This is a genomic window from Streptomyces sp. NBC_01351, assembly GCF_036237315.1.
In the GTDB taxonomy this organism is placed as follows: Bacteria; Actinomycetota; Actinomycetes; order Streptomycetales; family Streptomycetaceae; genus Streptomyces.
In genome coordinates this window covers 99,852-123,969 of the sequence record NZ_CP108357.1, presented here as the reverse complement: position 1 = coordinate 123,969, position 24,118 = coordinate 99,852, and the positions used below count along the sequence as shown (strand labels likewise).

The window sequence follows — 24,118 nt, the reverse complement described above, 5'->3', positions numbered from 1 at the left end:
GCCGTACGTAACCGAACAATCACAAAGACCGGTTGCCCCAGGCGGCCCGCCCCTCAGCGCGACCCTCGATAGGCCACGCAAGGCGAAGGTCTGGCCTGGGCTCGCGTGCGAACGGGAGAGGCTGAGACGATCACGCTGACCCAGCAAGGAGGCGATGTGTCGGACGACTCGACGGGTGGCTACACCGCCAACCCCCGTGAGACGAAGTACATCCTGACCGAGGACTTGAGCGTCGTAGCCCGTTTCATGGAGGGATCCGAGCTCCTTGGCACCGGCATCCAGATCCGGCGAGTCGCAAAACCGCAAGGCGATGACCCCACGGTCTTTCGGGAGTGGTGGGAAGTGATCATCTTTGATGACCCCCACCTGGTGCAAAGCCGCAAACCCCAAGCCGGCTAACGCACCCGAATCCTCGGCGATTACGCCGAGTCCACCCCTAGCTCCCGCAGCGCGTCCAGTTGCTCCTGGGTGAGTTTGCCGCGCCGGGTCTTGGTGTTGGAGCTCCACACGCCTGCGGAGCGGTCGGTCCTCGCTGCCGTCGACCCGTACATCGACCGCGACGCTTTTGTGCAGCAGATCGCCGCGAGGAACAGCATTCCAGCTGATTCGCCCAGGCGGCAGACAGCGCTGTCTGCCACCGCACCCACTCAGGGAAGCGCATGATCGTGACGGAGCGTCCGGCGGAACGTGGACTGTGCCACCTCGGGGTGGAGAACCTCCAGCAGCCGCCGCCGCACGTCACTGTCGGCGACTGCCCGCCGGCCGCCGGAGCCAGCCGAATGCCGCGGTGTAGCCGAGCCCGATCGAAAGGGCAGCCAAAAGGGCGTCGGCCACCAAGGTGGCGAGGAGCGAGGTTCAGACAGCACGCCGAAGTCCTTGCCCGCGCAGAGACAGCCGCCTCACCGCGGGAGCACCACCGTGGTCGACCTGGCTGAACTCGCGCTCATGGAATTCCGATCCTGGCGTGACTGGCTACGGGCGATGACGCGCAAGGTGACACCCGCCCATCCCTGGCTGGCCGCACCGGTGTCCGGGGCGGACATGGGGGAGGGCGGCCGCGGCCGGAACTGCTCGGGCGGCGTCCCTGGCCGGAGGGTCTGGACGCCCTTACGCGCGCAGGAGCGAGGCGGTGTGGACGGCTGCTGCGTAGGAGGTTCCGAAGATGTCCTTGGTGTTGCCCGCGGCGTCGGTAAGTGTGCCGAATGGATCCGCCTTTGTTCCTCCGTAGGCGTACGCGATGGTTCCCGTGACGCCCGAGAAGTTGGTGATGTTGTAGGGGGCGTCGGCTCCGGTGAAGTCGGTTGCCTTCACGACGGTGGCGTGGGGGAGGAGAGCGGGGTACTGGACGCGCGGGTTGGGCGCGTTGCCCGCGGCGGTCACCAGCGGTGGCAGCGGTTTGTTGGCGTTGGCGCTGTCGCAGAGATCGGCCACGTAGGCCAGGGTTCCGCCCAGCGAGGACGCACAAGGAGGCACAGCGAGGGTGGTCAGGCTCGCGTTGACGACGTCGGGGCGGTGTGGGGAGTCCCAGAGGCAGAACGCGAGGGCCAGGAAGACCGCGAAGGAGTCGGCCAGCCCTTTGTCGTTCAGGACGCGCACGGGAATCACGTCGGCGTTCGGCCGAAGCTCCCTGAGCAGACCGATGACCGCGGTGGCGTGCCCGAACGGGTCAGCGGCAGCCCTGTCGCGCGGTACTGCGCCGAGGAAGTCGATCATCTGGCCGAGTCCGGACGGCGCACCTGAATCCAGGACGGCGACCTTCCCGGCCGCCCCGACGCCCAGGTTGTTCAGCACCACGTTGATGTTCTGTTGATCGAAGGCGGCTGCCGGCTCCGCCCCGCCCGAGGACGAGCTCGGACCGATCGAGGCGGCCTGGAACTGATAGCCCGGCTCGCACACCACAGGGAGCGAGGCCAGTTCGGACTGCAGCATGCCGGCGGCAATACTGCCCACGGGCTCTTCGGTGTAGGCGATGAGAACCCCGGGGCAGTCCGGTGGGAAGCCTTCGTAGTAGTCGCCGAGCTGGCGAAGCTTCACCGCATACACCCCATACCTGTCGGGGGTGGCAAGCCGTTCCCAGCGCCGCTCCACCTCCTGCAGGACGCTTCCCGGGCCCACGACGGTGAAATACTTGCAGTCCATCTGGCACACGACGTCACCTTCCCCGCTATCAGGTCATATCGGTCCACAATGCCAAAATGGCATCAGAGCCCATCGAATACAAAGAAGACACGGCAGTCCAAGTCCGCCAGGAAGTCCTCGATGCATGGCATGTCGTCCCAGTGCCGGGCGGCGGCTTCACTGCCAGCGGCCCCTGCCCGGCGTGCACGCACCAGACCGCGCAGGCATTGGCGCCCGATGTAGAGCCCGGAGCCGAGGCCGCCGAAGACGTACCGGATCCCGCAACACGTACAACCCGCCAGTTCCGCTGCCACTGCCACGTAGACCATCCCGCACGTCCCACGTCGGTTCTGACAGGCTGCGGACGACGGTGGATGGCAGCCGTCGAACCAGACGGCCAGGGATGGCGGCTGTCGGCTGATGTCGACCCGCTCGTGGCGCAGGCGGCGCTGGAACTGGCATCCCCGGTCTCCGTGGAGCTCACCTCCGCGCGCACCCTGGCCGAGAAGTGGCTGCCGGGGCTCGCCGCCCTCTACGGCCTCTTCGCCATTGCAGGCGCCGTCGTGGGCAAGGACACCGTGAAGGACCTCTCCGATGAGGCGCGGAACGGGCTCTTCGCCGCCCTCACGGTCGGCGCCTTCCTGGCGGCCTTGTCAATCGTGCTCGGCTACGCCGCGGCATTCGGCTGGCTCCGGATCGGCAAGGGCCAAGACGTCTCGACCGACGACAAGCTTCTGCGGTGGTACGGCACCAAAGGGCGGAAGGCCGTGGTCAGCGTCGCACGACGTCTGTGGATCGCGGTCGGGGCCGCGCTCGGGTCGCTGGCATGCCTGATCGTCTCACTCGGGCTGGTATGGCTCGGCCCGCCGAGGAAGCCGGTGACCGCACCCGTGACGGTGACCTACCTTCAGAACGGCCAGACCGCGGCCAAGGCGTCGCTGTGCGGCACTATCACCGCCGACCCCACGCCCCAGCACATCGCACTCCGCGTAACTGACGGGCCCGCAACGCAGACCATCTCCCTTCCCGCTGCCTGGGTCGAGAAGATCGAGCCCACCAAGAGCTGCTGACCGGACACGTGATCGACGCCGTGTACGCGCTCATGCTGGTCACGTCCGTGATCAAGTTCTTCGACGACGAACTGCCTTAGCAGTCAGTCCAGGTTCCACAGCAAGAGGCCCCGGGGGTCACGACGTCCCGGGGCCTCCACTTCGCTGACCTCACAGCTCAACGACGAGCGAGGTGGCGTGTCACGCCCAGTCCACGCCGAGCTGCGCGAGGGCGGCCAGCTGGTCGGCGGTGAGTTTGTCGCGCCTGCTCTTGGTGTTGGAGACCCACACGCCCAGCTTCACCACCACCGGCTCGGCCTCGCCCTCGACCGTGATCTCCTCGCCGTGGGCCCTCGGCACCGGCCGGTGGGCGCCTTCCCGCTCCACCCACTGCGCGAGCGCCGCCAGGCCCCGCTGGAACGCCTGCTGCGCCTTGCCCGGCCCCTTCGCCGCACGGCTGGCCGCCGGGGCCGGAGGCGGCACCTGGTCGGGTTGTACGCCCAGCAGGGTCAGCCGTTCCTGCTGCTCGGGCAGGAGCCGCGCCCAGATGGCCGGCTGCTTCTGCTGCTGGAGCCACCGTCCGATGTCGTCGCCGTCCATCAGCACGCCGGGTGCGATGTCGGGCAGTTGGCCGTCGGCGTCGACCAGGTCCGCGAGGACGCGGTAATGCCGCTGCCAGTCGAGCGGCCAGGGGCAGTCCCAGTCGGGGTCGATCGCGGTGAGCTGTGCCGCGCGCTCGGCGGCCCGGTCCTGGTCTTTGCCGAGGCCATTCTTGGCGCCCTTGCGGCGGAGGTTGGCCATGTGCTGTCCGATGGGCACCATTTCGTTGTCCTCGCCCCACACGGCGTCTTGCCGGGGTGCGAGGTGCCCGGTGGCGCGGTGGTAGGAGCGGAGTGCGGCGAGCTTGGCCTCCCATGCCTCTTCGCCCGGTTCCCACACCATGCCGGCCTCCGGCGCCTCGAGCAGGGTCTTGCGCCGTTCCTCGAGTTCGCCGGCGCGCAGGGCTTTGCGCTGTTGGTGGACCCACCGTCCGAGGGGGAAGTCCTTGGTGATGCCGACTTCGGTCTCGGTGTCGTAGGGGACGGCGTGCAGGCCGGTGATCCCGTTCTCGGCCCGCCACCGCAGCAGGGCTTGGTAGCCCTCCAGCCAGACGAGGCTGTCGGGCCGGTAGACGCGGGTGCGCAGGAACGCGGCGATCGTGGCGGCGTCCCGGGGAGAGGAGAAGTGGAGCAGGGCCGACTCGGCGGCACCGTCCTCCCGGTCCTCGCCTTCGTCGCTGGCCCCGACGATGCGGCCGTTTTCGTCGCGCTGGATGTGGACCTTGCGTTGGCCGCTGGTGAGGGCACGGGAGGCGAGCTGCTCGACCAGGTGCTCATCATGACTGCGGAGGCCCTGGAGGACCGCCACAAGAGGGCGGAAGCTAGCGGAGGCGACCATGTCGGTCGGGTCCTCACCCGGCTCCAGGAACACCGGCACGATGATGCGGGCGATCTTCGTGCTGCCGTCGCGGTTGAGCCGCAGGGCGCGCCCGATGTTCTGGACGATCTCGACCTGGGAGCCGCGGGTGTCCGCGAAGCAGATCGCCTCCACACCGCGCTCACCGGTGATGTCGACGCCCTCGCCGAGGACCCGTACGGAGGCGAGGAACGCTCGGTGTACGCGCCGGTTGTTCGCGTCGATGCCGTTGGCGAACTGCCGCAGGACCTCGCGCCGCTCGGTGACGAGGTGGTCCCCGCACAGCCAAGCCGACCACACCCGGTCCGGCGGGACGTGGCGGCCTGCTTCCAGCTCGTAGAACGCCGCGTCGATCGATGACGCGGAGAGCCGGCCCGCGGCCGCCAGGTCGGCGTCGGAGGCGTCGGTGACGTACAGCTCGGCGGCGGTCTCCAGCAGCTTGTCCGCGAACGCGGCGGCCTCCTCGACCTTCTGGTGGAACGTCATGACCGTACGCAGGTTGTGCGCGGCGGCGTGTTCCAGGAGCGCGGTCTGCAGCAGCGCCAGGCGCCGGCCCCGCCGTGCCTCCTCCGACTCCCCGAGGACGGGCGACGGGTCGCGGATCTCCAGCACGTCGATCTCGAACCCCGCGAGGATCCCCCGCTCGATCGCTTCGGACAGCCCGAGCTCGGCCAGCCACGCCCCGTAGGTGCCGTCCGGGTCATCGGCCATGCTCGCGATCTCCAGCTCCTCGCCCCCGGCGCCCTGCTGCGGCCGGGCCGCCGCCAGGATCCGTGGGGTCGCGGTCAGGTAGAGACGGAAGTCGGCCGGGATCCGGGTGTTGTCGTGGATGGCCGCCCACGGGCGCCCGAGGTCGCCGGCGGTGCCGTGAGTGCGATGTGCCGGGTTGATGTCAGTGGGCTGCTGGCAGTGACGGGCTGTCAGGTAGTCGTGTTTGTACTGGTCGTGTAGCCAGGGGCTTGGTTCGTCACTGACATGGGGGTGGTGTTCGGTGTGCCTGTCACTGTCACGGGGCGGCACACATGCAGGTCGCCCACTGACAGGAACGCGGGAGATCGCATTCGGGGGCCGGCTGCGCCGGGTCGAGTTGTCGTGGTCGGGGCCCTGGGGGCGGTCTCAGGTGTGCCGGCACTCCCGACCGTTCGCCGGGCCGGCCGGCTGCTCGTGCACGGAGGCCGTCTGCGGGCACCTTCTGGTGGACTATGCAGGGTGTCTGCATCACGGGGGTTCCGGCGGGCCCGCCCGCGATGGAACACCACCGCGCCGGCAATATCCGGTGCCGCGAACTCGTCGCGGCCCGCGAGGTGTAGTCGCCGTCCGTGACTCCAGGAACCCCGAAGGCCGCGCCTTCCGCACCACCGCTGCCGCCTTGGCCGCCTTCGTGGGCGGCCGTCGCCGAGGGGCATATCAGGTGCTGATGGAGCGGTCACGGAGGAACCGGAGGTGTTTCCCGAGAAAACCTGCCCACCGGGGGCAACCACAGAGCATGCCCGTGTGTCGTACATTCTTGGCGCGTACATGTGGATTGCTATTGGAGGGCAAGTGAGAACGAAGAAGACGGCGAAGGTTGCTGCCACCGTTGCGGCTGGGGTCGCGTTGGTGATGACGAACTCTGGTGCCTCCCACGCGGCGGACAGCGGCCCCCTTTACATCAAGAACGCAAACAGCAACAAGTGCCTGGAGATCGAGAACTCCAGCAAGGTCAACGGGGCCAATGCCCAGCAGTGGAGTTGTGTGGGGCAGTCGGGATCCAAGTGGAAGTTGCGCCCCCTCGGCAACAGCGAGTACCAGATCATCAACATAAACAGCGGGAAGTGCCTGGAGGTCGAGAACGGATGGCGGCACAATGGCGCCCCGATCCAGCAGTGGACCTGCGACGCGAGCATCGGCCATCAAAAGTGGGAGATCATCCAGAACATCGGATCCGGCGGAGACCTCTGGCTCTGGAATGTGGGCACCAGCCACGTAGCCGAGGTCGAGAACTCCTGGACGCACGACGGCGCCCCCGTACAGCAGTGGTCGACTGTCTACGCGGCGCGGGGACAGCAGTGGTACTTCATGAACGCCTGACCTGAGGTCTGCCGTCGCAGTCGGCGCAGTGATCCTGCGCTGTGCGGCTATGGAGCGGTGATCTACCACCTTGAAGTGTTGCCGCCCCGGCCTGCTCCGGGGCGGCACGCCACCTGGTGGGACAACAGTCCACCGCAGTGAGCATCGCCGTGCGTTTCGGCTCCGCGGCCCGCTCCGGCATGGCGCCTTCGACTGCGATCTCTCGGTTTGGTGACAGTGGTGTGAGAGACAGTGGGCCTTTGCGTGTTGCTGCTGGTCGGGGGCTGTTTCAGGGAGTGGGGTCACTGTCACGAATGTGAGATCGAGGTCTATTCACTTGCGAGACCGCGGGTGATTGTCCCTGGGGTGCCGCGGTAGTTGTCCATCGTGAGTAGGTCGTCGCTGATGCTGGTCAGGGGTGGGTGTGCACCTGGTGGTGACATTTTGGTGCGGTGTGTTCGGTGTCATCGGTGTGCGTTGTGTCTGGACAACGGCGTGCGCTGTCTATGGGGTGTTGCCGGCGTCAGTGTTCGTGGATGTCCGGGCTCTCCGTCCCGTACCAGGGGCGAAGCTGTAGGTATCTCTTCTTCATGGCGGGTCCGAGATGGGCTTCGATGCCGTGCGCAGGTTCTCCCTCGTAGGGGAGGTCGTTGAGGAACGAGGTCACGATGACCTCGATTGCCCCGGGCACGCGATGCCGCGTCTCCTCTTCCAGGAAGGCAAGGACTCGGCGCCAGTCGGGACCGTCGGGGTCGCCCTCCGCCAGGTAGGAGTGGACGGTGTCCTGCACGACGTCCCAGAAGAACATGTGCGGTAGTACGCCGTTCTCGTTGAAGACGTGGCTCTCGTAGGCGTCCTGGAATCCGGGCACCTGAGCAACGAGGTCGTCCACGAGCCGCATGCTGGCAGCAGCCTTCTCCGCAGTCGCGTCCGTCTTGGGCTCTTCTCGCTCTTCGTTGTCGTCGGCCGCCATGTGCCGGGACGCTATCTCATCGCGTCAGCACCACCCCGGGCCTCTTCCGCTTTTGACTGCGCAGGTGGTTGAGCATGGGGCCGTTTGCACGAGGAGATCCTGTACCGCCTCGACGACGCTGGCCTCCTCGACCTGTCCCGCGCGGTCCTCGACTCGGCCCACGTGAGGGCTAAAAAGGGGCGAACTCACAGGTCCGAGCCCCGTGGACCGGGGCAAGCCGGGCTCCAAGATGCACGTCCTGTCGGACGCGAACGGACTGCCCCTCGTTGTCGGTGTCACCGCAGCCAACACCCACGACAGTCAAGCCCTGAAGCCCATGGTCCTCGGTCACCAAACGAGACACGACCCCCGCCGCGGCCGCCACTTCAAGCCCCAACGCCTGCATGCCGACAAGGCCTACGACATCCCTGAACTGCGGAAATGGTTACGCGGAAAACGCATCGGCGTCCGCATCGCCCGCAGAGGCATTGAGGCATCAGAACGCCTCGGACGGCGCAGGTGGGTGGTCGAGCGAACCATGTCCTGGCTGACCGGACCACCGCTACGAGCGCCACCCCCGCAACTACCTGGCATTTCTCGGACTCGCCGCTGCCCTCTGCTGCTACAAACGACTCGTCCGCCTCACCACATAGGACACGGTCTAAGCGGTGCTGGCGGCGGCTTCCAGGGTGCTGAGCTCGGCGGCGGCTTCGAGCTGCCGGGGGTGGTTCAGCCGGACCAGGGATTCGTGGGCGGCCGTCAGGGTTTCCCGGGCCTCTTCGTGACGGCCCAGGTGACGCAGGACGACGCCCAGCTCTAGCCGGGCGGTCTCGCTCCAAAAAGACTCCGGGTTCCCCGCACGAAGGGTCAGCACCTCACGCAGAGGGGCTTCCGCCTCGCTCCACCGGCCGAGCGCAGCCAGGTCGTTGCCGACGCTCTGGCTGACCAGGGACAGGTAGGCATTGCTCACTGCGGTCGGTCGCCCCGGGATGCCCGCCCGGCAGAGCGTTTCGCTGCGGCGGTGGATGGCCAGTGCTTCCTCGGGCCGGCCGTCCATGCGCAGAACCTGGCCCAGCGCGTTGAGGGCGGTCAGTTCGGCCAGCCTGCTCGCGCCGCAGGACAGCCCGGCGAACCGGGCGACCGACGACCTCAGCCGCGCGACGGCCTCCGTGATCCGACCGAGCCGTTGGAGCGCCCCCGCGCCGTACCCCAGAGCCCAGCCCACCTGGAGCTCGTCGCCCGCCTGCCGGGCCGCTTCCAGAGCGGTGTCCGCGGCGGCCAGCGCTCCGACGTAGTCGAAGACGCACATGTTGCGGGCCCAGGCGAGGTAGTTCAGCTGCACGGCCACCTCACGGGTGCTGCCCAGCGCCCGGGCGGAGTCGGCGGCCCGCCGGAACACCTCGGCCCACACCTCCCAGTCCATGGTGGCGTCGGAGAACCAGTGCATCGCCTGCGCCGCGTCGACGACCTGGCGGTGCCGGCCGGCCGACTGGGCGTGGCGCAGGGCACCGAGCCACTGGGCCCGTTCCTCCACCAGCCAGGCCCTGGCACGGTCGCTGCCGACCGGCGCGGTGGCCGGGTCGGGGTCGCCTTCCGCGTCACCCTGGTCGGCGGCCGACCGTACTCGGCCTCGAAGTGCAGGGCGGCGGCGGTGGCCCGGCGCAGCGTCCAGCGGGCGGCCCGGTCCTCGGCGGCGGTGATCTCCTCGGGCCCGTCCTCCTCGGCCGACTGCGCGGCGGCGAACAGGCGCAGGAGATCGTGGTAGCGGTAACGGTCAGCGGTGGGGTGGGACTGGAGGAGGCCGGCATCGACCAGGTCCTCGGCGTACCCGGCGGCCTTGCGGGTGGGCAGGTCGGCCAGTAGGGCGGCGGTTTGGGGGCTGAAGTCGGGGCCGTGGGCCAGGCAGGAGCGTCGGAAGACGGTCTGTGCCTGCGGGCTCAGTTGCCGGTAGGAGAGGGCGAAGGCGGCCCGGATCTCGAGTGAACCGGCCTTCAGGGTGTCGAGGCGACTGCCTTGTTCGGCGAGTTGGGTGGCGAGTTTGGCGATGTGTTCGGTGGGGCGGGAGGCGAGGCGTTGTCCGGCGATGCGGACGGCGAGGGGGAGGTGGCCGCAGAGGTCGGCGAGGTCGCGGGCGGCCTGGGCTTCTTGTGTGACGCGGTGCAGGCCGATGATGCGGGTGAGGAGTTCGACGGCTTCTTCGCGGCGGAGCAGGCCGAGTTCGGTGCGGTGGACGGCTTCCAGGCCGGCGAGGGCGTGGCGGCTGGTGACGAGGGTGAGGGAGGCGCCCTCCCCGGGCAGCAGGGGCCGTACCTGGTCCTCGTCCGCGGCGTTGTCCAACACGAGCAGGACGCGCCGGTCGCGCAGGAGGGAGCGCAGGAGACCGCTGCGGTCGTCGGTGCCGGCGGGTACGTCGGTGGCGCCGAGGGCGCGTAGCAGGCGGGCGAGCGCGTCACGGGGCGGGGTGGGCTGCAGGTCCATGCCTCGCAGGTCGAGGTGGAACTGCCCGTCGGGGAAGTGGGGTGCCAGGGCGTGGGCGGCGTGCACGGCGAAGGCGGTCTTGCCCAGGCCGGGCTGGCCGCAGACCACCGCCACCGGCGGACGGCCGGGGTCCCACTGCTCGGCCAGGGCCGCCAGCCGCGCCAGGGCGGGCCCGCGGGCGGTGAAGTCGCGCAGGTCGCGGGGGAGTGCGAGGGTGTGGCGGAAGGCGGGGCCCGGGGCGGTGGAGCCCGCCTCGCCGGCGCCTTCGGACCGCCCGACAGCCGGCTTCCCCCCGGCCTCTCCCGCCGGGCCGGCGCCCGCGTACGACCTGGCCGCCGGCTCACTCCCGGCCCGGCGCGCGCGGGGCCGTCCCCGGCTGGCGGCCCGTTCCAGTTCCTCGGTGCCGGCCGCATCCAGTCCCAGCGCCGCGGCCAGGGCCGTCACGGTGCGCCGCTGCGGCCCCCGGGACCGGCCGCGCTCCATGTCCGACAGGGCCCGCACGCTCACCCCCGCGGCGTGCGCCAGCTCCTCCTGGCTCTGGTCGGCGCCCGTGCGCAGGCGGAGCAGGTGCTCACCGAACCTGCCGGTGGCCGGTGTGTCCGTCCCCATGCCGCTTGTCCCCCGGTGCTGCGCGGACCGGCCGGTCCGCCGGTCCTTTCGTCCGGCAAAAGTATGCCGGACCGTACTTCTGCCGGTGGAACTGCCTGGTCCGGATCGGCTGGCCGCGGTTGGCTGGAGCGACCCGGGAGGGAGCCCGACCAGCCCCCGCCCGAGGCCGGTCCGTCGCCGCTCCGCCGGCGCTCCCGCGTGCGGCTGCGCGCCGGGCGCGGGGGACCTTCCGTACACCCGGTCGCCGCCGTACCGTGCCCGCGGTCGCCGGCGGCCGCTTCTACCAGGGGAATTTCACAATGAGAACCAGTGGTACCGCGCCCCGTCCGGGCGCCGACCGCCGTGCTCGCCTGCTGCGCCTGCTTGCCCTTCCTGTGCTCGCGCTCCTCGTCTTGGCCTCGGCGCTGACGGCTCCCACGGGGGCGGTGGCGGCGAGCAGCAAGTACGGGAACGCGCGCTATCACCAGTGGTCGTTCGTGACCGCGCACAACGCCTACGCCAACACCGACATGCACTGGCCGGTTCCGCCGAACCAGTCGCAGAGCATCAAGGAGCAGCTCGAGGGCGGGGTGCGCGGACTGATGCTCGACACCTACGACCCCAAGGGCACCGGCCCCGTCCAGCTGTGCCACGGCGGCACGTCCCTGTGCTACGAGCAGTTCAACTCAGCGCTGCTGAACGTCGTGAACTTCCTGCAGAAGAACCCGCAGGAGGTGGTGACGATCTTCCTGGAGAACTACGCGAGCCGCGAGACGCTCAGCAAGAGCATCACCGACCTGCTGGACGCCAAGGGCGCCGGCAAGATGCTCTTCGACCAGAACGACTGGGGCATCTTCAGCAACAATTGGCCGCGGCTGAAGGACATGGTCTCCGCCAACCAGCGCCTGGTGATCTTCCAGGACAGCTGGGGCGACGTGGCCGCCGGCTCCGGCACCCTGATGAACACCTGGTCGCACACCGTGGAGAACCGGTACAGCTACGGCGTGGGGCAGCCGTCCGGCTGCGAGTCGCGGAACGGCAATCCGCTGCACACGAACCCGATGCCGGGGACGACCGGCCTCACCCCGCTGTTCACCATGAACCAGTTCAGCTCGGACAACCTCGACCCGAAGGCCTACGCCAAGATCGACAACGGCGCCACGCTCAAGAGCCGGATCGAGAAGTCGTGCCGGCCCGCCGCGGGCGGCCGCAACCCGAACTTCGTCGCGGTGGATTTCTACCAGCTCTCCGACAACTCGGGCCACACGCCCGTGTCGGTGGTCGATGGGCTCAACCGCGACAACTACGTCTTCGAGCCCGACCCGGCGGTGTGGACCGTCAACGGCGCCAAGCAGTACGTCAGCACCTACGGCACCAACCGCTGCATGGTGCGCGGTGACGAATTCCCCGACGGCTCCGGCGGCCTGGTCACGCAGCGGACCTGCGTGAACCCGGCGCCCAGCAGCCACCAGTGGACGGCCACGAAGCCGAACTACGACGGCAAGGGCCACTACTGGCTCAAGGCGGGCAACGGCTCCTGCCTCACCGTTCCGTACAACAACGGGACCCCGCCCGGCGAGGGCACGCAGCTCTTCTGGTGGCCCTGCGAGACCAAGTGGTTCTCCGGCAGCCAGCTGTGGAACGTCATGCCGACCAACACCGACAGCAACGGCCAGACGCACGGCTACTACTTCATCAACCAGTGGACCGGCAAGTGCCTGACCCTGGACCCCGGCACATCGACGGCCAAGGCCGGCAAGGTCACCCAGGCCGCCTGCCCCAAGCGCTGACGACGGACCGACGTACGACCGGACGGCCCGGTCCGGCACCGCACGGGTGCCGGACCGGGCCGTTCCCGTGTCCGCCAGCGGTACTCGACCGTCAGCGCGAGCCGGGGCGCCGTGGCGAGGAAGAGGTACACCGTCGCGCTCTCGGGGTGGCGAACCGCCGGAGCTGGGTGGTGCCGGTGCGGTCCAGGGCGGCCAGAGCCGTGGCGGAGAGGTTGTCCTGTCTCACCGAAGGTTGACCGATCTCACCGAAGCTTGACCGCGCCAGTCCATGCCGCCTGCAGCTCCGGGGCGTTAGTCGTCACGTGGATTGCACTCTGAATCAGCTCGTACAGCGGACCCGCAGCTTGCCATGGAGCGGGTCCGCCAGTTTGTGATGGCAATGCACTCAGAAGCGATGTGGGCAGTCGGTCCAGCCAGGGATGCGGGGGCGCATCTACGGGAGATCGGAAGCGCGCTGACGCTGCTGGAGGACGCGGGCATGCTCATCGAGCAAGCAGCTGCCCTGATCCTTGGCATGCCGGCAGCCAACCGGGCAACGGAGAGGGCTTTGCTGACCCAGGCCCTGGCGGAGGGCGACGACGTCACGGGACTCAGCGTGCTCCGAGCGGGTCGGTCAACCTTCGGTGAGACAAAGGAGGGGTCGGTCCGACTTCAGTGAGATCGGTCAACCTTCGGTGAGACGGGACAGTCTGGTGGCACAGCGCGGCGATGGTCGGGCTGGTGACGCCGTGTGCGGAGCGGCACAGTGCTGCCATGTCCCCGGCCCGCACACCGGGGGCGGGCCGGGCGGCGCGCGGGGCGGGTGTACGGGCGGCGGGCTTCGCCTTCGCTGTGCCCGTGGTCCTGGCCTTCGCGGCGCGCTTGGGTGGGGCGGCCCGGTGCGGGGCGGTGGCCTGGTGCGGCCGGGTGGGCCTGGGATGGGTTCGGCGGGGGATGGCTGCAGTCCGGCGGCTCGGGGTGGTTGCGGGGGTGTGCCGGGCAGGCTCGGTGCGGGGCTCGGCGGAGGGTTGGGCGCCAGGCAGGGGAGAGAGGGGCAGCGCCGGCTCTGTGACGCGCTGTCCGGGCCGGGCGTGGTGTTTGTGGTCGGTCGCCGCGGTGGCCGGGGAGGCCTTCGCGGCCGGGCCGGGGTGGACGGTGACGCATCCGGAGGCCGCGAGCAACGCGGCGAGGAGCAGGGGCAGAGACCAGCGGCGCATGCCGCCACCGTGCCGCACCCAGGCCCCAGCCCGGCCCAGACGATCCGTTGCACCCCTCGGATGGATGACGCGACGGCCTCCCGCCGGGACCGTCTCTCGGGGGAGGGTGACCCTGGAAGGGGGCGACTGCGAGGGAGGCTCCGGGGATGGTGCTCAGGCCGCCGGTGGAGCCGATGCTGGCACAGGCCGCAGAGTCGGTGTCCGGCCCGGCCGCGCTGCGTGCCGGGGTGGCCTACGAACAAAAGCTGGACGGGCATCGGGCGCTCGTCTTCACCGCGGCTGGCCCCGGTGAGTGAGCGGGTGCTGGTGCAGACCCGCCGCGGGTCCCTGGTTCAGGACCGCTGGCCGGACCTGGTCGCAGCTGCCGCGCAGCTCCCTCACGGCCTGGTCCTCGACGGCGAACTCCTTGTATGGGACCCGGAAGCCGGCCGGTTGTCGTTCGAGGCGTTCCGCCTCCTGAGGGTCGGCCTGGTAGAGGGCGGCCAGGGCTGCGGCGCGCTCACGGAAGCGGGCGCGCAGGCAAGCCGGGGCCAGCACCTCGGCGTCCGCGCCGAGCCGGGCCAGCTGGTCGAAGGCGACGTCCTAGGGCCCGTGTGATGTCGTGATCAGTCGGCGGTCCTCAGCAGGTCGTCGATCCAGATCATTGCGGCGCGGAGGTGGACGCCGGCGAGGTAGCTCTCGGGCGACTTGTCGTATCGGGTGGCGATCCCACGCCAGGCTTTCAGCTTGTTGATCAGGCGTTCGACAGTGTTCCGGTCCTTGTAGAGGTCAGCGTCGTGGCTGACAGGCCGGCCGCCTCGGACGCCCTTCTTCTTCCGGTTGGTGGCCTGGTCCCTTTTTTCCGGGATGACTGCCTTGATACCGCGTCTGCGCAGGTAGGAGCGGTTGCTGCGAGACGAGTAGGCCTTGTCCGCGGCGACCGCGCCGGGCCGGGTTCGTGGACGGCCGACAGGCAGGCGGACTCGCACTCTCTTGAGCATGGGGATGAAGTGCGGGCTGTCCCCGGCCTGCCCGGCGGTCAGGACCAGCGCGAGCGGACGGCACCTGCGGTCCGAGGCGAGATGAATCTTGCTGGTAAGCCCGCCCCGTGACCTGCCGAGCAGGGCCTCATTCAGGCGGAGCTTGTGTCTGCGCCGGATGCGCCGACGCTCGACCTGTCCGTTCTGTTCCTCCGGTCCGCCCCCTTTTGACGCGCTGCCTCCTGCTCCTGCGCGGCTTCTTCCAGAGCGTCCATGAGGTGCTTGCTGACTCGCATCCCGGCAGCGTCGTGGTGAGCGCGGACCGTTGTGGAATCTACGCTGACCAGCGACAAATCTGTTTGCTCCGCGCGGGCGGCCTCAGCGATCAGGCTTTCCAGCAGGGCGGAGAAAACGCCAGCGTTCCGCCATACCCGGAAACGTCCGTAGACGGTGGCCCAGGGGCCGAACTCGGTAGGCATCTCCCGCCACTGCCCACTGGACCGGAACCGCCAGATCACCCCTTCGAACTGCTCCCGCAACCGCTCGGGGTACGGGCCGTACCTACCAATCGGCAGGTACGGCTCGATGAACTTCCACTGGGCATGGGTGAGTTGCCTACGTGTCACGACCAATGTCCTACCGGGTTCCGCCCCACGAAGAAGGCGATACCCCACAACTGACCACGACATCACACAATCCCTAGTCCTCCGTCCCCCGCCCGAACGAGATCTCCACCCGTCGGTTCTTCTTCCGGCCCTCCTCGGTGGAGTTGTCCGCTATGGGGTCGTCCTCGCTCTTGCCGACCACCTCGTAGGCGATCCCGGATGCACCCAACTTCGCGGCGAGCGCCTTGTGTACGGCCTCGGCACGCTCCGTGGAGAGGGTCTTGCCGTGGGCGTACGTCCCCAGGTTGTCGGTGAAGCCGTGGACCGTGACCTTCTGCGGGCCGTTCTCCCTGATCTCCTCGGCGACCTCGGCGATCCGGGCGTCGGCATGGCCGCTCAGCTCCGCGCTGTCCTTGGCGAAGAGGACCTCGGACTGGAGGGTCAGCTTGATGTCTTCGTTCGATTCCTCGCGCCCCGAGTCGCCGGACAGGTCTCCGGAGACCGAGAGGATGTCGACCACCACCGGAGGGGCCAGCTCCGCACCCTTCTTCAGTTCCAGGACCTTGGCGTGCGGATCGACCGGGACGGGCGGCGGCTTGGGTGAGGCGCTGGGCGAGGGGTCGGCGCGGGCCACAGGGGCGTCGTGCAGACTGAGGAAAGTCGTCAGGCATACGGCGGTGAGTGCGCAGGCCGCGAGTCGGGCGGCAGCGGTGCGTGCCGTCGTCGCCGGCCTCACTGGGCGACCGTGATCTTGACGGGGGCGGTGCCGAAGGTCGGCATGGCGAAGTCGACCTCCGTGGTGCCCTCCGGCGGCGCCGGGAACTGGACGAAGACCGGGGCCGTGTCGCCGGGCTGGAAGACCGTGTGGAACTGGTTGCACAGGCAGTTGCCCTGGGTGTCCCGCAGCGGATAGTAACGCTTCTTGCCCTTGAGGTCCGCCAGGGTGGCACCCGACGAGGAGTAGCCGTTTTTCAGCGACAGATCGTTGCCGCCGGTCCACTGGCCGGTGTTCAGTGCCACCTTGCCGTCGTTGCGCATCTCGCCGCGGACGGTCACCACACCGCCCTCGTACCGCTGCACGGAGTCGATGGTGAGCACCGCGCCGTTCGCGCCCTTCATCTCCAGACCCTTGCCCTTGGGGTCCGCGGCGGCCGGCTTTTCGGCGGCCGGCTTCTTGCCGTCCGGCGCACCGCCCGAGTCGCCAACCCCGCACCCGCTCAGCGAAAGCGTTACGACCGCAACGAGGCCGACGGCGGCCACCTTCGCCCCGACTTGCGCCATTCCATGCCAACTTCGGTGCCCAAGACCGGTCCGACCCTGTACCTCATGCATCACGCTTCCCCCTCGCTCCCCGTCCACTGCAACGCGTTGCACAGTAGCGCATGCGAACCCTGTGCCCCGGTGACATGCATCGCACACATGCACCTCCGCAGAAGCCCAGGAGAAGCCTTCTCACCCTGGGTCTACGGCAGTTGACTCGGTGTCCAACAGCCGTGAGCGTTGCCCATGAGTCGAGCTCGGCAACTGGGCAGAGGGGAAAGCCGGTCATGCTCGTACAGTGTGCGCGCCTGCACTGCGTCCCTTCCGCGCTCGTAGGGACCTCGTCAGGGTCCGTGCGAGGCGGCGTCAGTGCGGGGCAACAGCGGCCCCGAATTCGGTACTCGTCTTGAGCTTGTGGCAGCCCCGGCACAGCACTTGAACATTGCCGTCTGTGTCCGTCCCGCCGACGGCGAGGGGCTTCACGCGGTCCACACCACAGCGGACGCGGGGAAGTCGTCCTTGCACCAGTCACACCACGCGTGACCGCGCTCCTGTATCCGCCCACGGAATCGAGAAGGGAGACCAGGGCGCGAACCGAAAGGGGAAAGGCGCACGAGCGGCGGAGCACGCCGAGACCCTGGGCCAGGTCTGGCCGGTGGCGACGGTGCCGTGGTGCGGAGTCGCCGACGCGACCTTCACGCCGTCGTCCCGCTGAGCCCGGGCTGGGGATCAGCGGGACGAGTGGCCGGATCCGGCGCCTGCGCAGGAGCGCCCCCTCCTCCCGGCAGCACCGCGCGCTAGAGAATGCGATGTACGCGCGGTAGGGACTCAAGAGGGCGGGAATGTATTGATGTTGAACGAAATGATGTTCCGAAGTGTCGATGTGGATGCTGAGAGCCGGTTCGACTACTGGCAGGAGCGCATGGGCCGGACCCGCGCGCCCATGCGCCTCAGCAGCGACCATGCCGATGACTACCGGGCCACGCAGCGTGTGCTGGACCTCGGCGCCGTGTCCGTGTGGCCGGCTACGTTCCAGCCGCTTGTCTTTCGGCGGACGCCCAAGCTGATCCGCCAGTCTGATCCGGAGGTGTACCACCTCTCGCTGCTGCTGCGCGGGAGCGGTTCTGTCACCTGGGGCAAGAACCGAGAAGTCCACTACAGTCCGCACGATCTGTACTGGAACGACTCTTCCCGGCCGTGGGAGATCCACGCCAGCGGCGAGGTGATCACAACAGTGGGTCTTGAGATCCCCAAGGCGCTCCTACCGCTGCCCCGCGGCGGTGCAAGCAGGCTGATCGGATGCCGGGTGGAAGGACGAGAAGGGATCGGCGGCCTGCTCGCGCACTTCCTCACCGAGTTATCCAAAGACACCAGTGCCTACCAGCCCTGCGATGGACCCCGCCTGGGAACAGTCCTGACCGATCTGGTGGCCGCACTCTTCGCCCACATCCTCAGCGCGGACGGATCCCTGCCGCCCGAGACTCACCGGCGGGCCCTTGCCCTGCGCATCCAGGCATTCATCCGCCAACACCTGCACGACCCGCAACTGACTCCAGCCGGCATCGCCGTCGCACACCACATCTCCACCAGTTACCTTCACCAAATCTTCCAGGCCGAAGGCGCCACCGTCGCCGCCCAGATACGCCACCAACGTTTAGAGGCCGCCCGCCGAGACCTCGCAGACCCTGCCCTGCGCACCACGCCCATCCACGCCATCGCCGCACGATGGGGGTTTCCCCGCGCCGCCGACTTCAGCCGTGCCCATCGCAACGCCTACGGCACCACACCCAAGGACCACCGCCACCAAGCCTCCAAGCCCACGCATCCAAGTGGACTCAGTGCTAAGGAAGTTGTGGACCCAGTGCTCACGACCTTCCCGCCGCACCAGGGCAGACTGCTGAGGTCTTCTCCTCCCGGCCGAAGAACCAGGCCGAGGGAAACGGGGATTCCACATTCGAACAAACATAAGTTTCCATGCCAGGTGGGGCGCACCCCACCTCAACGAAGGGGCTCAGCATGACGTGGATCCGTAAGGCCGCTCTCGCGGTGAGCTTCCGCAGACGCCAGCGCTAGCCGCAACATCGTGCGCGGTTACTTCGGCGCTCCGCATGCCCGTTACATCCTCAACAAGAAGAACTTCTGATCAACACGTGAGTACATCAACACCCAAATACTCGTCAAGTCGCGGATATGGAAAGCGACGTGACGGATACCTCCCGAGTGGAAGAAGTGATCATCATGTGGCGAAAGACAGCAACCGCTATCGCTACGCTGGCGTTGACAGCGGTCGGCGTCGCGCTCGCTCCCGCAGCATCTGCCGCCGAGCCGTGCGATGCCGGTAAACTGTGCCTGTACAGCAGCACCGGCTTCAGGGGCATGCAGTTCGAAACTGGCAGCCGTGGCACGTGCTGGTATCTCGCAGATTACGGACTCAGGAACCGCGTCTACTCCTACGACAACAACATGTCTGTCTACGCCCGCTTTTACGATGAGAACTGGAACAACGTCTGGAACATCCGTAACGGTGGCAGCAGTTCCGACAGTTCATCCCTCTCCGGCGAGGTATGGGTGTGTACCGACTGAGGTTTCGACCAGATCCGTAAACGGAGGGGCGACTCCGCTCGGAGTCGCCCCTCCGTAACTCCCACGAGGGGAGTCACGGACAGCGATCCCGGCTTAGGGGCCGTTTTCGTCCGATGTTTCATCCCGGAATGGTGTGTTTGGCGGCCTTCTTCGGTTCGCGCCAGGAGATGGTGCTCTCGCCGGTGAGGCGGCGGGCCATAAGGTCGGTCATGGCGATGTGGATCACGGCTTCGGAGCGGGCGGGAAGGGCTTCGTAGTCGCGGGCCAGGCGCCGGTGGAGCATGAGCCAGCCGTAGGTCCGCTCAACCGCCCACCGCTTGGGAATCGGGGTGAAGCCCCTGGTCCCGGGGATGCGGGCGGTGATCTCCATATCGATGCCAAGGGCAGCCGCGTGCTCGACGAGGTGCTGGCGGTAGCCGCCGTCGACCCACACTTTGTGGATCCCGGGGTGGTCGGCGGCGACCTGGTCCAGGAGCCGGGTGCCGGCGATAGAGTCCTGCACGCTCGCCGCGGTAACCAGCACCGCGAGCAAGAGGCCGAGCGTGTCGGTGACAATGCTCCGCTTTCTGCCGACGATCTTCTTCCCCGCGTCGATGCCCTGGCTGGAGGCGTGGACGCTGGTGGAGGTCTTGACGCTCTGGGCGTCGATCACACAGGCCGATGGCTCGGCGTCCCGGCCTTCCTTCTCCCGCAGGAGTTGCCTGAGCAGGCCGTTGAGCTGAGCGAACACGCCCTCGTCTGCCCATTTGGCGAAGTAGCCGTAAACCGTGTTCCTATTAGTTACGTGGAATCACGCGCCGCAGGATGCAGCTCGTATCCTGCGGCGTCCCCACGTTCTGAGGAGACCCGTTGGGCAGCGCAGTGGTCCTGGAGGAGAAGTGGCCGGTTCTGAGCCGGCATGAGCGGGCGGCCGAGTGGCTGCGAGTGTGGACAGATCTCGGACGGGCTCCCCGGACGATCGACGCGTACGCGCGGGGACTCGCCGAGTACCTGCTGGTCTGCGAGCGGGACGGAATCGACCCGGTCGCCGCGAAGCGTCTGCACGTGGCGGCCTTCGTGAAGGAGCTGAGCTCGCGGCCGAGCCGACGAGGAGGCAACGTCGTCGCTCTGGACTCCGGGGCCGGTCTGGCGAATGCGACGCTGCAGCAGCGGCTGGTGCCGGTTCGGCTGTTCTACGACTACCTCATCGAGGAAGGCCTGCGGGAATCGAACCCGGTCGGCCGCGGTCGCTACACGCCCAGCAGGAACTTCGGCGGCCACCAGCGCGGGCTGGTGCCCCGGCTTACGAAGCTGCCTTGGATTCCGGGCGAACAGCAGTGGCTCGACCTGCTGGCCGTCGCGCGTGAAGAGCCCGTACGCAACCGGGTCATGCTCGCTCTCGCCTATGACGCGGCCCTGCGGCGCGAGGAACTGTGCTCGCTGCGGACCGACGACCTTGACCCAGCTCACCGGACCCTCCGGATTCGGGCCGAGACGACGAAGACCCGGCGCGAACGGGTCGTCCCCTACTCGGCGGCGACCGGCGTCCTGCTATCCGACTACCTCACGCATCGGGCCACAATCAGCCGGGCCCGCGGGCCGCTGTTCTTGTCCGAGTCACGCCGCAACTACGGCCAGCCGCTGACCCTGTGGACGTGGTCGAAGGTGATCCGGCGCGTCGCGCTCGCCGCCGACCTGCCGCGGTTCTCGACCCACACCACACGGCATCTGTGCTTGACCGACCTGGCCAGAATGGGCTGGGAACTGCACGCCATCGCCTCCTTCGCCGGTCATCGCAGCACCGAATCAACGCTGACCTACATCCATCTCTCGGGCCGCGACCTGGCGGAGAAACTGAACCGGGGCATGCAGCAGATCCATTCCTGGCGCGTGGACATGCTGACCCGAGGCGCCCATCCCTCGAAGGTGGTCGCCGAGTGACCGCCCAACCGAGAACGGCTGGGCCGACAAGCCGTCCGACCTGGGCATGGTCCGTCGACCTTGCACACTATGACCGTCGCGGCCTGCTCACCGAGGCCGAGTCGGACGTGCTCCTGACACTCAGCATCGATCAGCTCCGGCGTGACGGCCTCGTCCTCGACGCGATGCCTCTGCGGCCGATCGCGCGGTTGGTGCGGCCGTTGGCGGACGCTCTCGCCGGCCTGCACTGGCCGCCGGACGACCATCACCAGCGGCGGTTCGCGCGGGACGCGGCCGGGCTCGTGCTGATCCGCTGCGGCGAGCTTCGCCGGGCCTTCTGGGGCTGGTCGGCAGACGACTGGGTGGAACTGGTGGACACCAGCGGCACCGACTTCCGACGCTCCTGGGGCGGACAGATCGGCCCCAACTCCCGGCCGTTCGTGATCGCTCTTGCCTACTTGCTCGGCGAGTTCACCGCCTTCGATCGGCTCGGCCGCTTCCAGCGGCCGACCCTGGCCACCCGGGTGTTCGGGGACGATCCCGTCGACGATGCCGTCCGGCGGATCTGCACGGTTCTGGCCGACTGGGGCTATCGCCGTGACGCCGACAAGCTGGCCGCGGTGATCTGCCAGACGCTGCTGCTGAACCGCAGTCCGCTACTGGAGGACCTGTCTACCGAGGCCCTGGCCGCACTGCGCGTCCATCCGGCGATGAGCGGACAGTGGGGCAAGGATTTCTACGGCATCCAGCGGGCGGTCGCGGCACTCGGCCACGCGGACCCGCCGCCGTCACGGCAGGAGGCCGGACCGGCCGCGATGGAGGGCGTCCCGGCTGCCTGGGCGGCTTCGGTCGAGCATTGGTACGCGACATCTACGCTGACTCCGAAGATCCGCAGCGGCTACCGCAGCGTGCTCGCCAAGATCGGTCGCTGGCTGGCCGCCGAGCACCCCGAGATCACCGAGCCCCGCCAGTGGACCCGACAGACGTGCGCGTCCTGGGTCGCAGCCGTGGACCGCATGAGCGTCGGAGACTTCTCCCAGTGGACCCGCGGCATGCAGTCGCAGAACCGCCTGGGCAAACCGCTCACGCCGCAGACGAAGTCCGGCTATCTCAAAGTGCCCCGCGCATTTTTCCGTGACCTGCACGAATGGGAACTGATCCCGCGCAGGTTCGACCCCGCCCATGCCCTGAGAACGCCACGAAGCGTCCGAGCCCTGATGGGCCCGGACCCGCGGGTGATCGCCGATGACATCTGGGCCAAGCTGCTCTGGGCGGGCCTGAACCTCGAGCCCGGCGACCTGCCGACCGCGGACGGCCGCACCTATCCTGCCGAGCTGATCCGGGCAATCACGCTGACCTGGCTGTTCGCCGGCCAACGCAGCGACGAGATCGCCCGCCTCCTGGTCGGCTGCATCCGATGGCAGCACGACGGCCTGCCCATCCCCGGCGACTCCGGAGAGGTCCTCGCTCGCGACGCCGTCTGCCTGCTGAACGTGCCGACCCACAAAACCGGTACCGCGTTCACCAAACCCGTCGATCCACTCCTGGGCCAGGCCATCGAAGCATGGCAGTCTGTCAGACCCGCTCAGCCGCCGATGCTCGACCGCAAGACCAACGAGTACGCCGACTTCCTGTTCGCCCACCGCGCCCGCCGGGTCGCAAAGCACTACATCAACACGGCGATCATCCCGATGCTCTGCCGCAAGGCCGGCGTCCCCAACGCCGATGTCCGCGGCAACATCACCAGCCACCGTGCCCGGTCCACGATCGCCAGCCAGCTCTACAACGCCAAGGAGCCCATGACCCTCTTTGAGCTGCAGGAATGGCTGGGCCACCGCACTCCCGAGGCAACCACGCACTACGCGAAGCTCACCCCGAACACCCTAGCCAGGGCTTACAACGACGCCGGCTACTTCGCCAGAAACGTACGCACCATCGAAGTCCTCGTCGACCGCGACGCGGTCACCTCCGGCGCCGCCGCCAGCGGTGAACCCTGGCAGTACTACGACCTCGGCCACGGCTGGTGCACCTACACCTTCTTCGAGCAGTGCCAGCACCGCATGGCCTGCGCACGCTGCGACTTCTACACCCCGAAGGTATCCAGCAAGGGCCAACTGCTTGAGGCGAAAGACAACCTGCAGAAGATGCTGGCCAATATCCCGCTCACCGACGATGAACGCGCCGCCGTCGACGACGGGCAGACCGCCCTCGACAAGCTCCTCGAACGACTCGCCGACGTTCCTACCCCCGCAGGGCCGACACCGAGCCAGATCGGCGCCCCCGCGACTGCGACTCTGCTGCCGGTCATCGACCTCACCACCCGCACGCGATCGTGCCGGCCCGGTGAGCCGTGCTGAGGACCCTTCGAACTTTATCCAGGTGTGGGCCAGCACGAGAAGATGCCAGAGTCACCGTCGTGACCTTGATGAACGTGCTCGTCGACTTCGCCCGGACCGGCCGTATCGGACCGCTTCACTGCGGCATGTCCCTGACCCAGGCCGAGGATCTCCTGGGTCCAGGACGCCCACACCCCGCCATCCGGATGAGACCGGACATTGACGGCTACCCCCACGCCTGGAACGGCCTGGAGCTGTCCATCACCCAACGCCTTGTAAGCGGAATCTCGATCAGTCTCCGGCCAGGCTCGACAACCATGTTGCCGCCCCTAGTCTTGCCAGACTCAGAGTCCTACCCGTCCACAGTGCTCCGAGAAGACCTGATCGCTGGCCTTGACGCAGTCGACTGCCGCCACGACATCAACGACCGCCTCACGTTCGGAGAGCAATCCAGCATCCTGACCCAACCCGCCAACGTCTGCGCGGTGTTCTTCACGCCTGGCCGTGACGACCACGTGCCCCATCCTGAACACCTCTACCTCGGCGTGATCCACAAGCACACCGCTTGACATCTTTGATTCCACAGAAAGGGCGGGTAGTCCGCCGGCAAGGCCCGCCATTTGCAGCCGGTGTCGACGACGTAGCGGATGGCGTCGACGATCTCGCGGCGGTGGTGCTTCTCGGGCCGGCCGCCGGTGGGTGTCTCGCAGGCCGGGACTGGGAGAAGGGGTTCGAGCAGGGCCCATTCGGCGTCGGTGGTGTCGGAGGGGTAGCGGCGTCGGCGCATGGTGGCGGGCCTTC

The 24,118-nt window shown here is 68.3% G+C and carries 21 protein-coding genes and 5 pseudogenes; 13 read left to right on the top strand and 13 right to left on the bottom strand.

Annotation, left to right across the window (positions count from 1 at the left end; translation table 11 throughout):
- Nucleotides 1-156 precede the first annotated feature (156 nt).
- Nucleotides 157-399, top strand: a complete 243-nt coding sequence (locus OG625_RS39760) for a hypothetical protein (protein ID WP_329391580.1) — start codon at nucleotides 157-159, stop codon at nucleotides 397-399.
- A gap of 20 nt (nucleotides 400-419) precedes the next feature.
- On the opposite strand, the gene OG625_RS39755 is transcribed toward OG625_RS39760, so the two are convergent.
- Nucleotides 420-638: a helicase associated domain-containing protein gene (locus tag OG625_RS39755; RefSeq protein WP_329391578.1), complete on the bottom strand. Its 219-nt coding sequence runs from the start codon at nucleotides 636-638 to the stop codon at nucleotides 420-422.
- 469 nt (nucleotides 639-1,107) lie between these two features.
- Entirely contained in the window at nucleotides 1,108-2,139 is a 1,032-nt protein-coding gene (locus tag OG625_RS39750) for a S8/S53 family peptidase (protein ID WP_329391576.1), read from the bottom strand.
- Between the two features lie 56 nt (nucleotides 2,140-2,195).
- On the opposite strand from OG625_RS39750, the gene OG625_RS39745 reads away from it, so the two are divergent.
- Nucleotides 2,196-3,188 carry a hypothetical protein gene (locus tag OG625_RS39745; RefSeq protein WP_329391574.1) on the top strand — a complete coding sequence of 331 codons (993 nt, stop codon included), beginning with the start codon at nucleotides 2,196-2,198 and terminating at the stop codon, nucleotides 3,186-3,188.
- 180 nt (nucleotides 3,189-3,368) lie between these two features.
- On the opposite strand, the gene OG625_RS39740 is transcribed toward OG625_RS39745, so the two are convergent.
- Nucleotides 3,369-5,642 (bottom strand): helicase associated domain-containing protein, encoded by a 2,274-nt coding sequence (locus tag OG625_RS39740; protein WP_329391572.1) that lies wholly within the window; start codon nucleotides 5,640-5,642, stop codon nucleotides 3,369-3,371.
- Here OG625_RS39740 and OG625_RS41570 point away from each other — a divergent pair.
- Entirely contained in the window at nucleotides 5,614-6,168 is a 555-nt protein-coding gene (locus OG625_RS41570; RefSeq protein WP_443067933.1) for a DUF397 domain-containing protein, read from the top strand. The genes OG625_RS39740 and OG625_RS41570 overlap by 29 nt on opposite strands.
- Before the next feature lie 56 nt (nucleotides 6,169-6,224).
- The gene (locus OG625_RS39735) at nucleotides 6,225-6,692 is read left to right on the top strand and encodes an RICIN domain-containing protein (protein WP_329390282.1); all 468 of its coding nucleotides are present in this window, start codon (nucleotides 6,225-6,227) and stop codon (nucleotides 6,690-6,692) included.
- A 502-nt stretch (nucleotides 6,693-7,194) separates the two neighbouring features.
- On the opposite strand, the gene OG625_RS39730 is transcribed toward OG625_RS39735, so the two are convergent.
- Nucleotides 7,195-7,644, bottom strand: a complete 450-nt coding sequence (locus tag OG625_RS39730) for a hypothetical protein (protein WP_329390283.1) — start codon at nucleotides 7,642-7,644, stop codon at nucleotides 7,195-7,197.
- Between the two features lie 75 nt (nucleotides 7,645-7,719).
- Between OG625_RS39730 and OG625_RS39725 the strand changes: the two are divergent.
- Nucleotides 7,720-8,276: pseudogene (locus OG625_RS39725) on the top strand (IS5 family transposase); the annotation flags it as partial.
- Nucleotides 8,277-8,284: 8 nt separating this feature from the next.
- On the opposite strand, the gene OG625_RS39720 reads toward OG625_RS39725, so the two are convergent.
- Together OG625_RS39720 and OG625_RS39715 are read right to left on the bottom strand one after the other, a co-directional pair.
- A complete protein-coding gene (locus OG625_RS39720; protein ID WP_329390285.1) occupies nucleotides 8,285-9,070 on the bottom strand; it encodes a tetratricopeptide repeat protein in 786 nt (261 codons plus the stop codon).
- Nucleotides 8,956-10,710, bottom strand: coding sequence for a helix-turn-helix domain-containing protein (locus OG625_RS39715; RefSeq protein WP_329391570.1), 1,755 nt, complete (start codon nucleotides 10,708-10,710; stop codon nucleotides 8,956-8,958). Before OG625_RS39715 ends, OG625_RS39720 begins: the two co-directional genes overlap by 115 nt.
- A gap of 299 nt (nucleotides 10,711-11,009) precedes the next feature.
- Between OG625_RS39715 and OG625_RS39710 the strand changes: the two genes are divergently transcribed.
- The 3 genes from OG625_RS39710 (at nucleotide 11,010) to OG625_RS39700 (ending at nucleotide 13,971) form a co-directional block, all read left to right on the top strand.
- Nucleotides 11,010-12,479: a phosphatidylinositol-specific phospholipase C domain-containing protein gene (locus tag OG625_RS39710; protein WP_329390289.1), complete on the top strand. Its 1,470-nt coding sequence runs from the start codon at nucleotides 11,010-11,012 to the stop codon at nucleotides 12,477-12,479.
- 478 nt (nucleotides 12,480-12,957) lie between these two features.
- Complete coding sequence (locus tag OG625_RS39705) at nucleotides 12,958-13,137, top strand: hypothetical protein (RefSeq protein ID WP_329390291.1); 180 nt, start codon at nucleotides 12,958-12,960, stop codon at nucleotides 13,135-13,137.
- A 684-nt stretch (nucleotides 13,138-13,821) separates the two neighbouring features.
- Nucleotides 13,822-13,971, top strand: coding sequence for a hypothetical protein (locus OG625_RS39700; RefSeq protein WP_329390293.1), 150 nt, complete (start codon nucleotides 13,822-13,824; stop codon nucleotides 13,969-13,971).
- Here OG625_RS39700 and OG625_RS41565 read toward each other — a convergent pair.
- From OG625_RS41565 to OG625_RS39675, 5 genes and pseudogenes are all read right to left on the bottom strand, one after another.
- Nucleotides 13,946-14,212, bottom strand: a complete 267-nt coding sequence (locus OG625_RS41565) for a hypothetical protein (RefSeq protein WP_443067847.1) — start codon at nucleotides 14,210-14,212, stop codon at nucleotides 13,946-13,948. The genes OG625_RS39700 and OG625_RS41565 overlap by 26 nt on opposite strands.
- 68 nt (nucleotides 14,213-14,280) lie before the next feature.
- Nucleotides 14,281-15,260: pseudogene (locus tag OG625_RS39690) on the bottom strand (IS5 family transposase).
- 73 nt (nucleotides 15,261-15,333) lie between these two features.
- Nucleotides 15,334-15,975 (bottom strand): OmpA family protein, encoded by a 642-nt coding sequence (locus OG625_RS39685; RefSeq protein ID WP_329390297.1) that lies wholly within the window; start codon nucleotides 15,973-15,975, stop codon nucleotides 15,334-15,336.
- Nucleotides 15,972-16,520: a hypothetical protein gene (locus OG625_RS39680; protein WP_329390299.1), complete on the bottom strand. Its 549-nt coding sequence runs from the start codon at nucleotides 16,518-16,520 to the stop codon at nucleotides 15,972-15,974. Before OG625_RS39680 ends, OG625_RS39685 begins: the two co-directional genes overlap by 4 nt.
- Before the next feature lie 345 nt (nucleotides 16,521-16,865).
- The gene (locus OG625_RS39675; protein ID WP_443067932.1) at nucleotides 16,866-16,982 is read right to left on the bottom strand and encodes an HNH endonuclease; all 117 of its coding nucleotides are present in this window, start codon (nucleotides 16,980-16,982) and stop codon (nucleotides 16,866-16,868) included.
- Between the two features lie 367 nt (nucleotides 16,983-17,349).
- Here OG625_RS39675 and OG625_RS39670 point away from each other — a divergent pair.
- Together OG625_RS39670 and OG625_RS39665 are read left to right on the top strand one after the other, a co-directional pair.
- A pseudogene (locus OG625_RS39670) lies at nucleotides 17,350-18,309 on the top strand (helix-turn-helix domain-containing protein); the annotation flags it as partial.
- Nucleotides 18,310-18,701: 392 nt separating this feature from the next.
- A complete protein-coding gene (locus OG625_RS39665) occupies nucleotides 18,702-19,082 on the top strand; it encodes a peptidase inhibitor family I36 protein (RefSeq protein ID WP_329390302.1) in 381 nt (126 codons plus the stop codon).
- A 118-nt stretch (nucleotides 19,083-19,200) separates the two neighbouring features.
- Here the strand turns inward: OG625_RS39665 and OG625_RS39660 are convergent.
- A pseudogene (locus OG625_RS39660) lies at nucleotides 19,201-19,854 on the bottom strand (IS5 family transposase); the annotation flags it as partial.
- A gap of 89 nt (nucleotides 19,855-19,943) precedes the next feature.
- On the opposite strand from OG625_RS39660, the gene OG625_RS39655 reads away from it, so the two are divergent.
- The 3 genes from OG625_RS39655 to OG625_RS39645 all read left to right on the top strand — a co-directional run bounded on the left by OG625_RS39655 (nucleotide 19,944) and on the right by OG625_RS39645 (nucleotide 23,886).
- A complete protein-coding gene (locus OG625_RS39655; protein WP_329390304.1) occupies nucleotides 19,944-21,002 on the top strand; it encodes a tyrosine-type recombinase/integrase in 1,059 nt (352 codons plus the stop codon).
- A gap of 419 nt (nucleotides 21,003-21,421) precedes the next feature.
- Nucleotides 21,422-23,338, top strand: a complete 1,917-nt coding sequence (locus OG625_RS39650; protein WP_329391604.1) for a tyrosine-type recombinase/integrase — start codon at nucleotides 21,422-21,424, stop codon at nucleotides 23,336-23,338.
- A 59-nt stretch (nucleotides 23,339-23,397) separates the two neighbouring features.
- Nucleotides 23,398-23,886, top strand: a complete 489-nt coding sequence (locus OG625_RS39645; protein ID WP_329390308.1) for a hypothetical protein — start codon at nucleotides 23,398-23,400, stop codon at nucleotides 23,884-23,886.
- Nucleotides 23,887-23,903: 17 nt separating this feature from the next.
- Here OG625_RS39645 and OG625_RS39640 read toward each other — a convergent pair.
- Nucleotides 23,904-24,104, bottom strand: a pseudogene (locus OG625_RS39640) (transposase); the annotation flags it as partial.
- Nucleotides 24,105-24,118 lie beyond the last annotated feature (14 nt).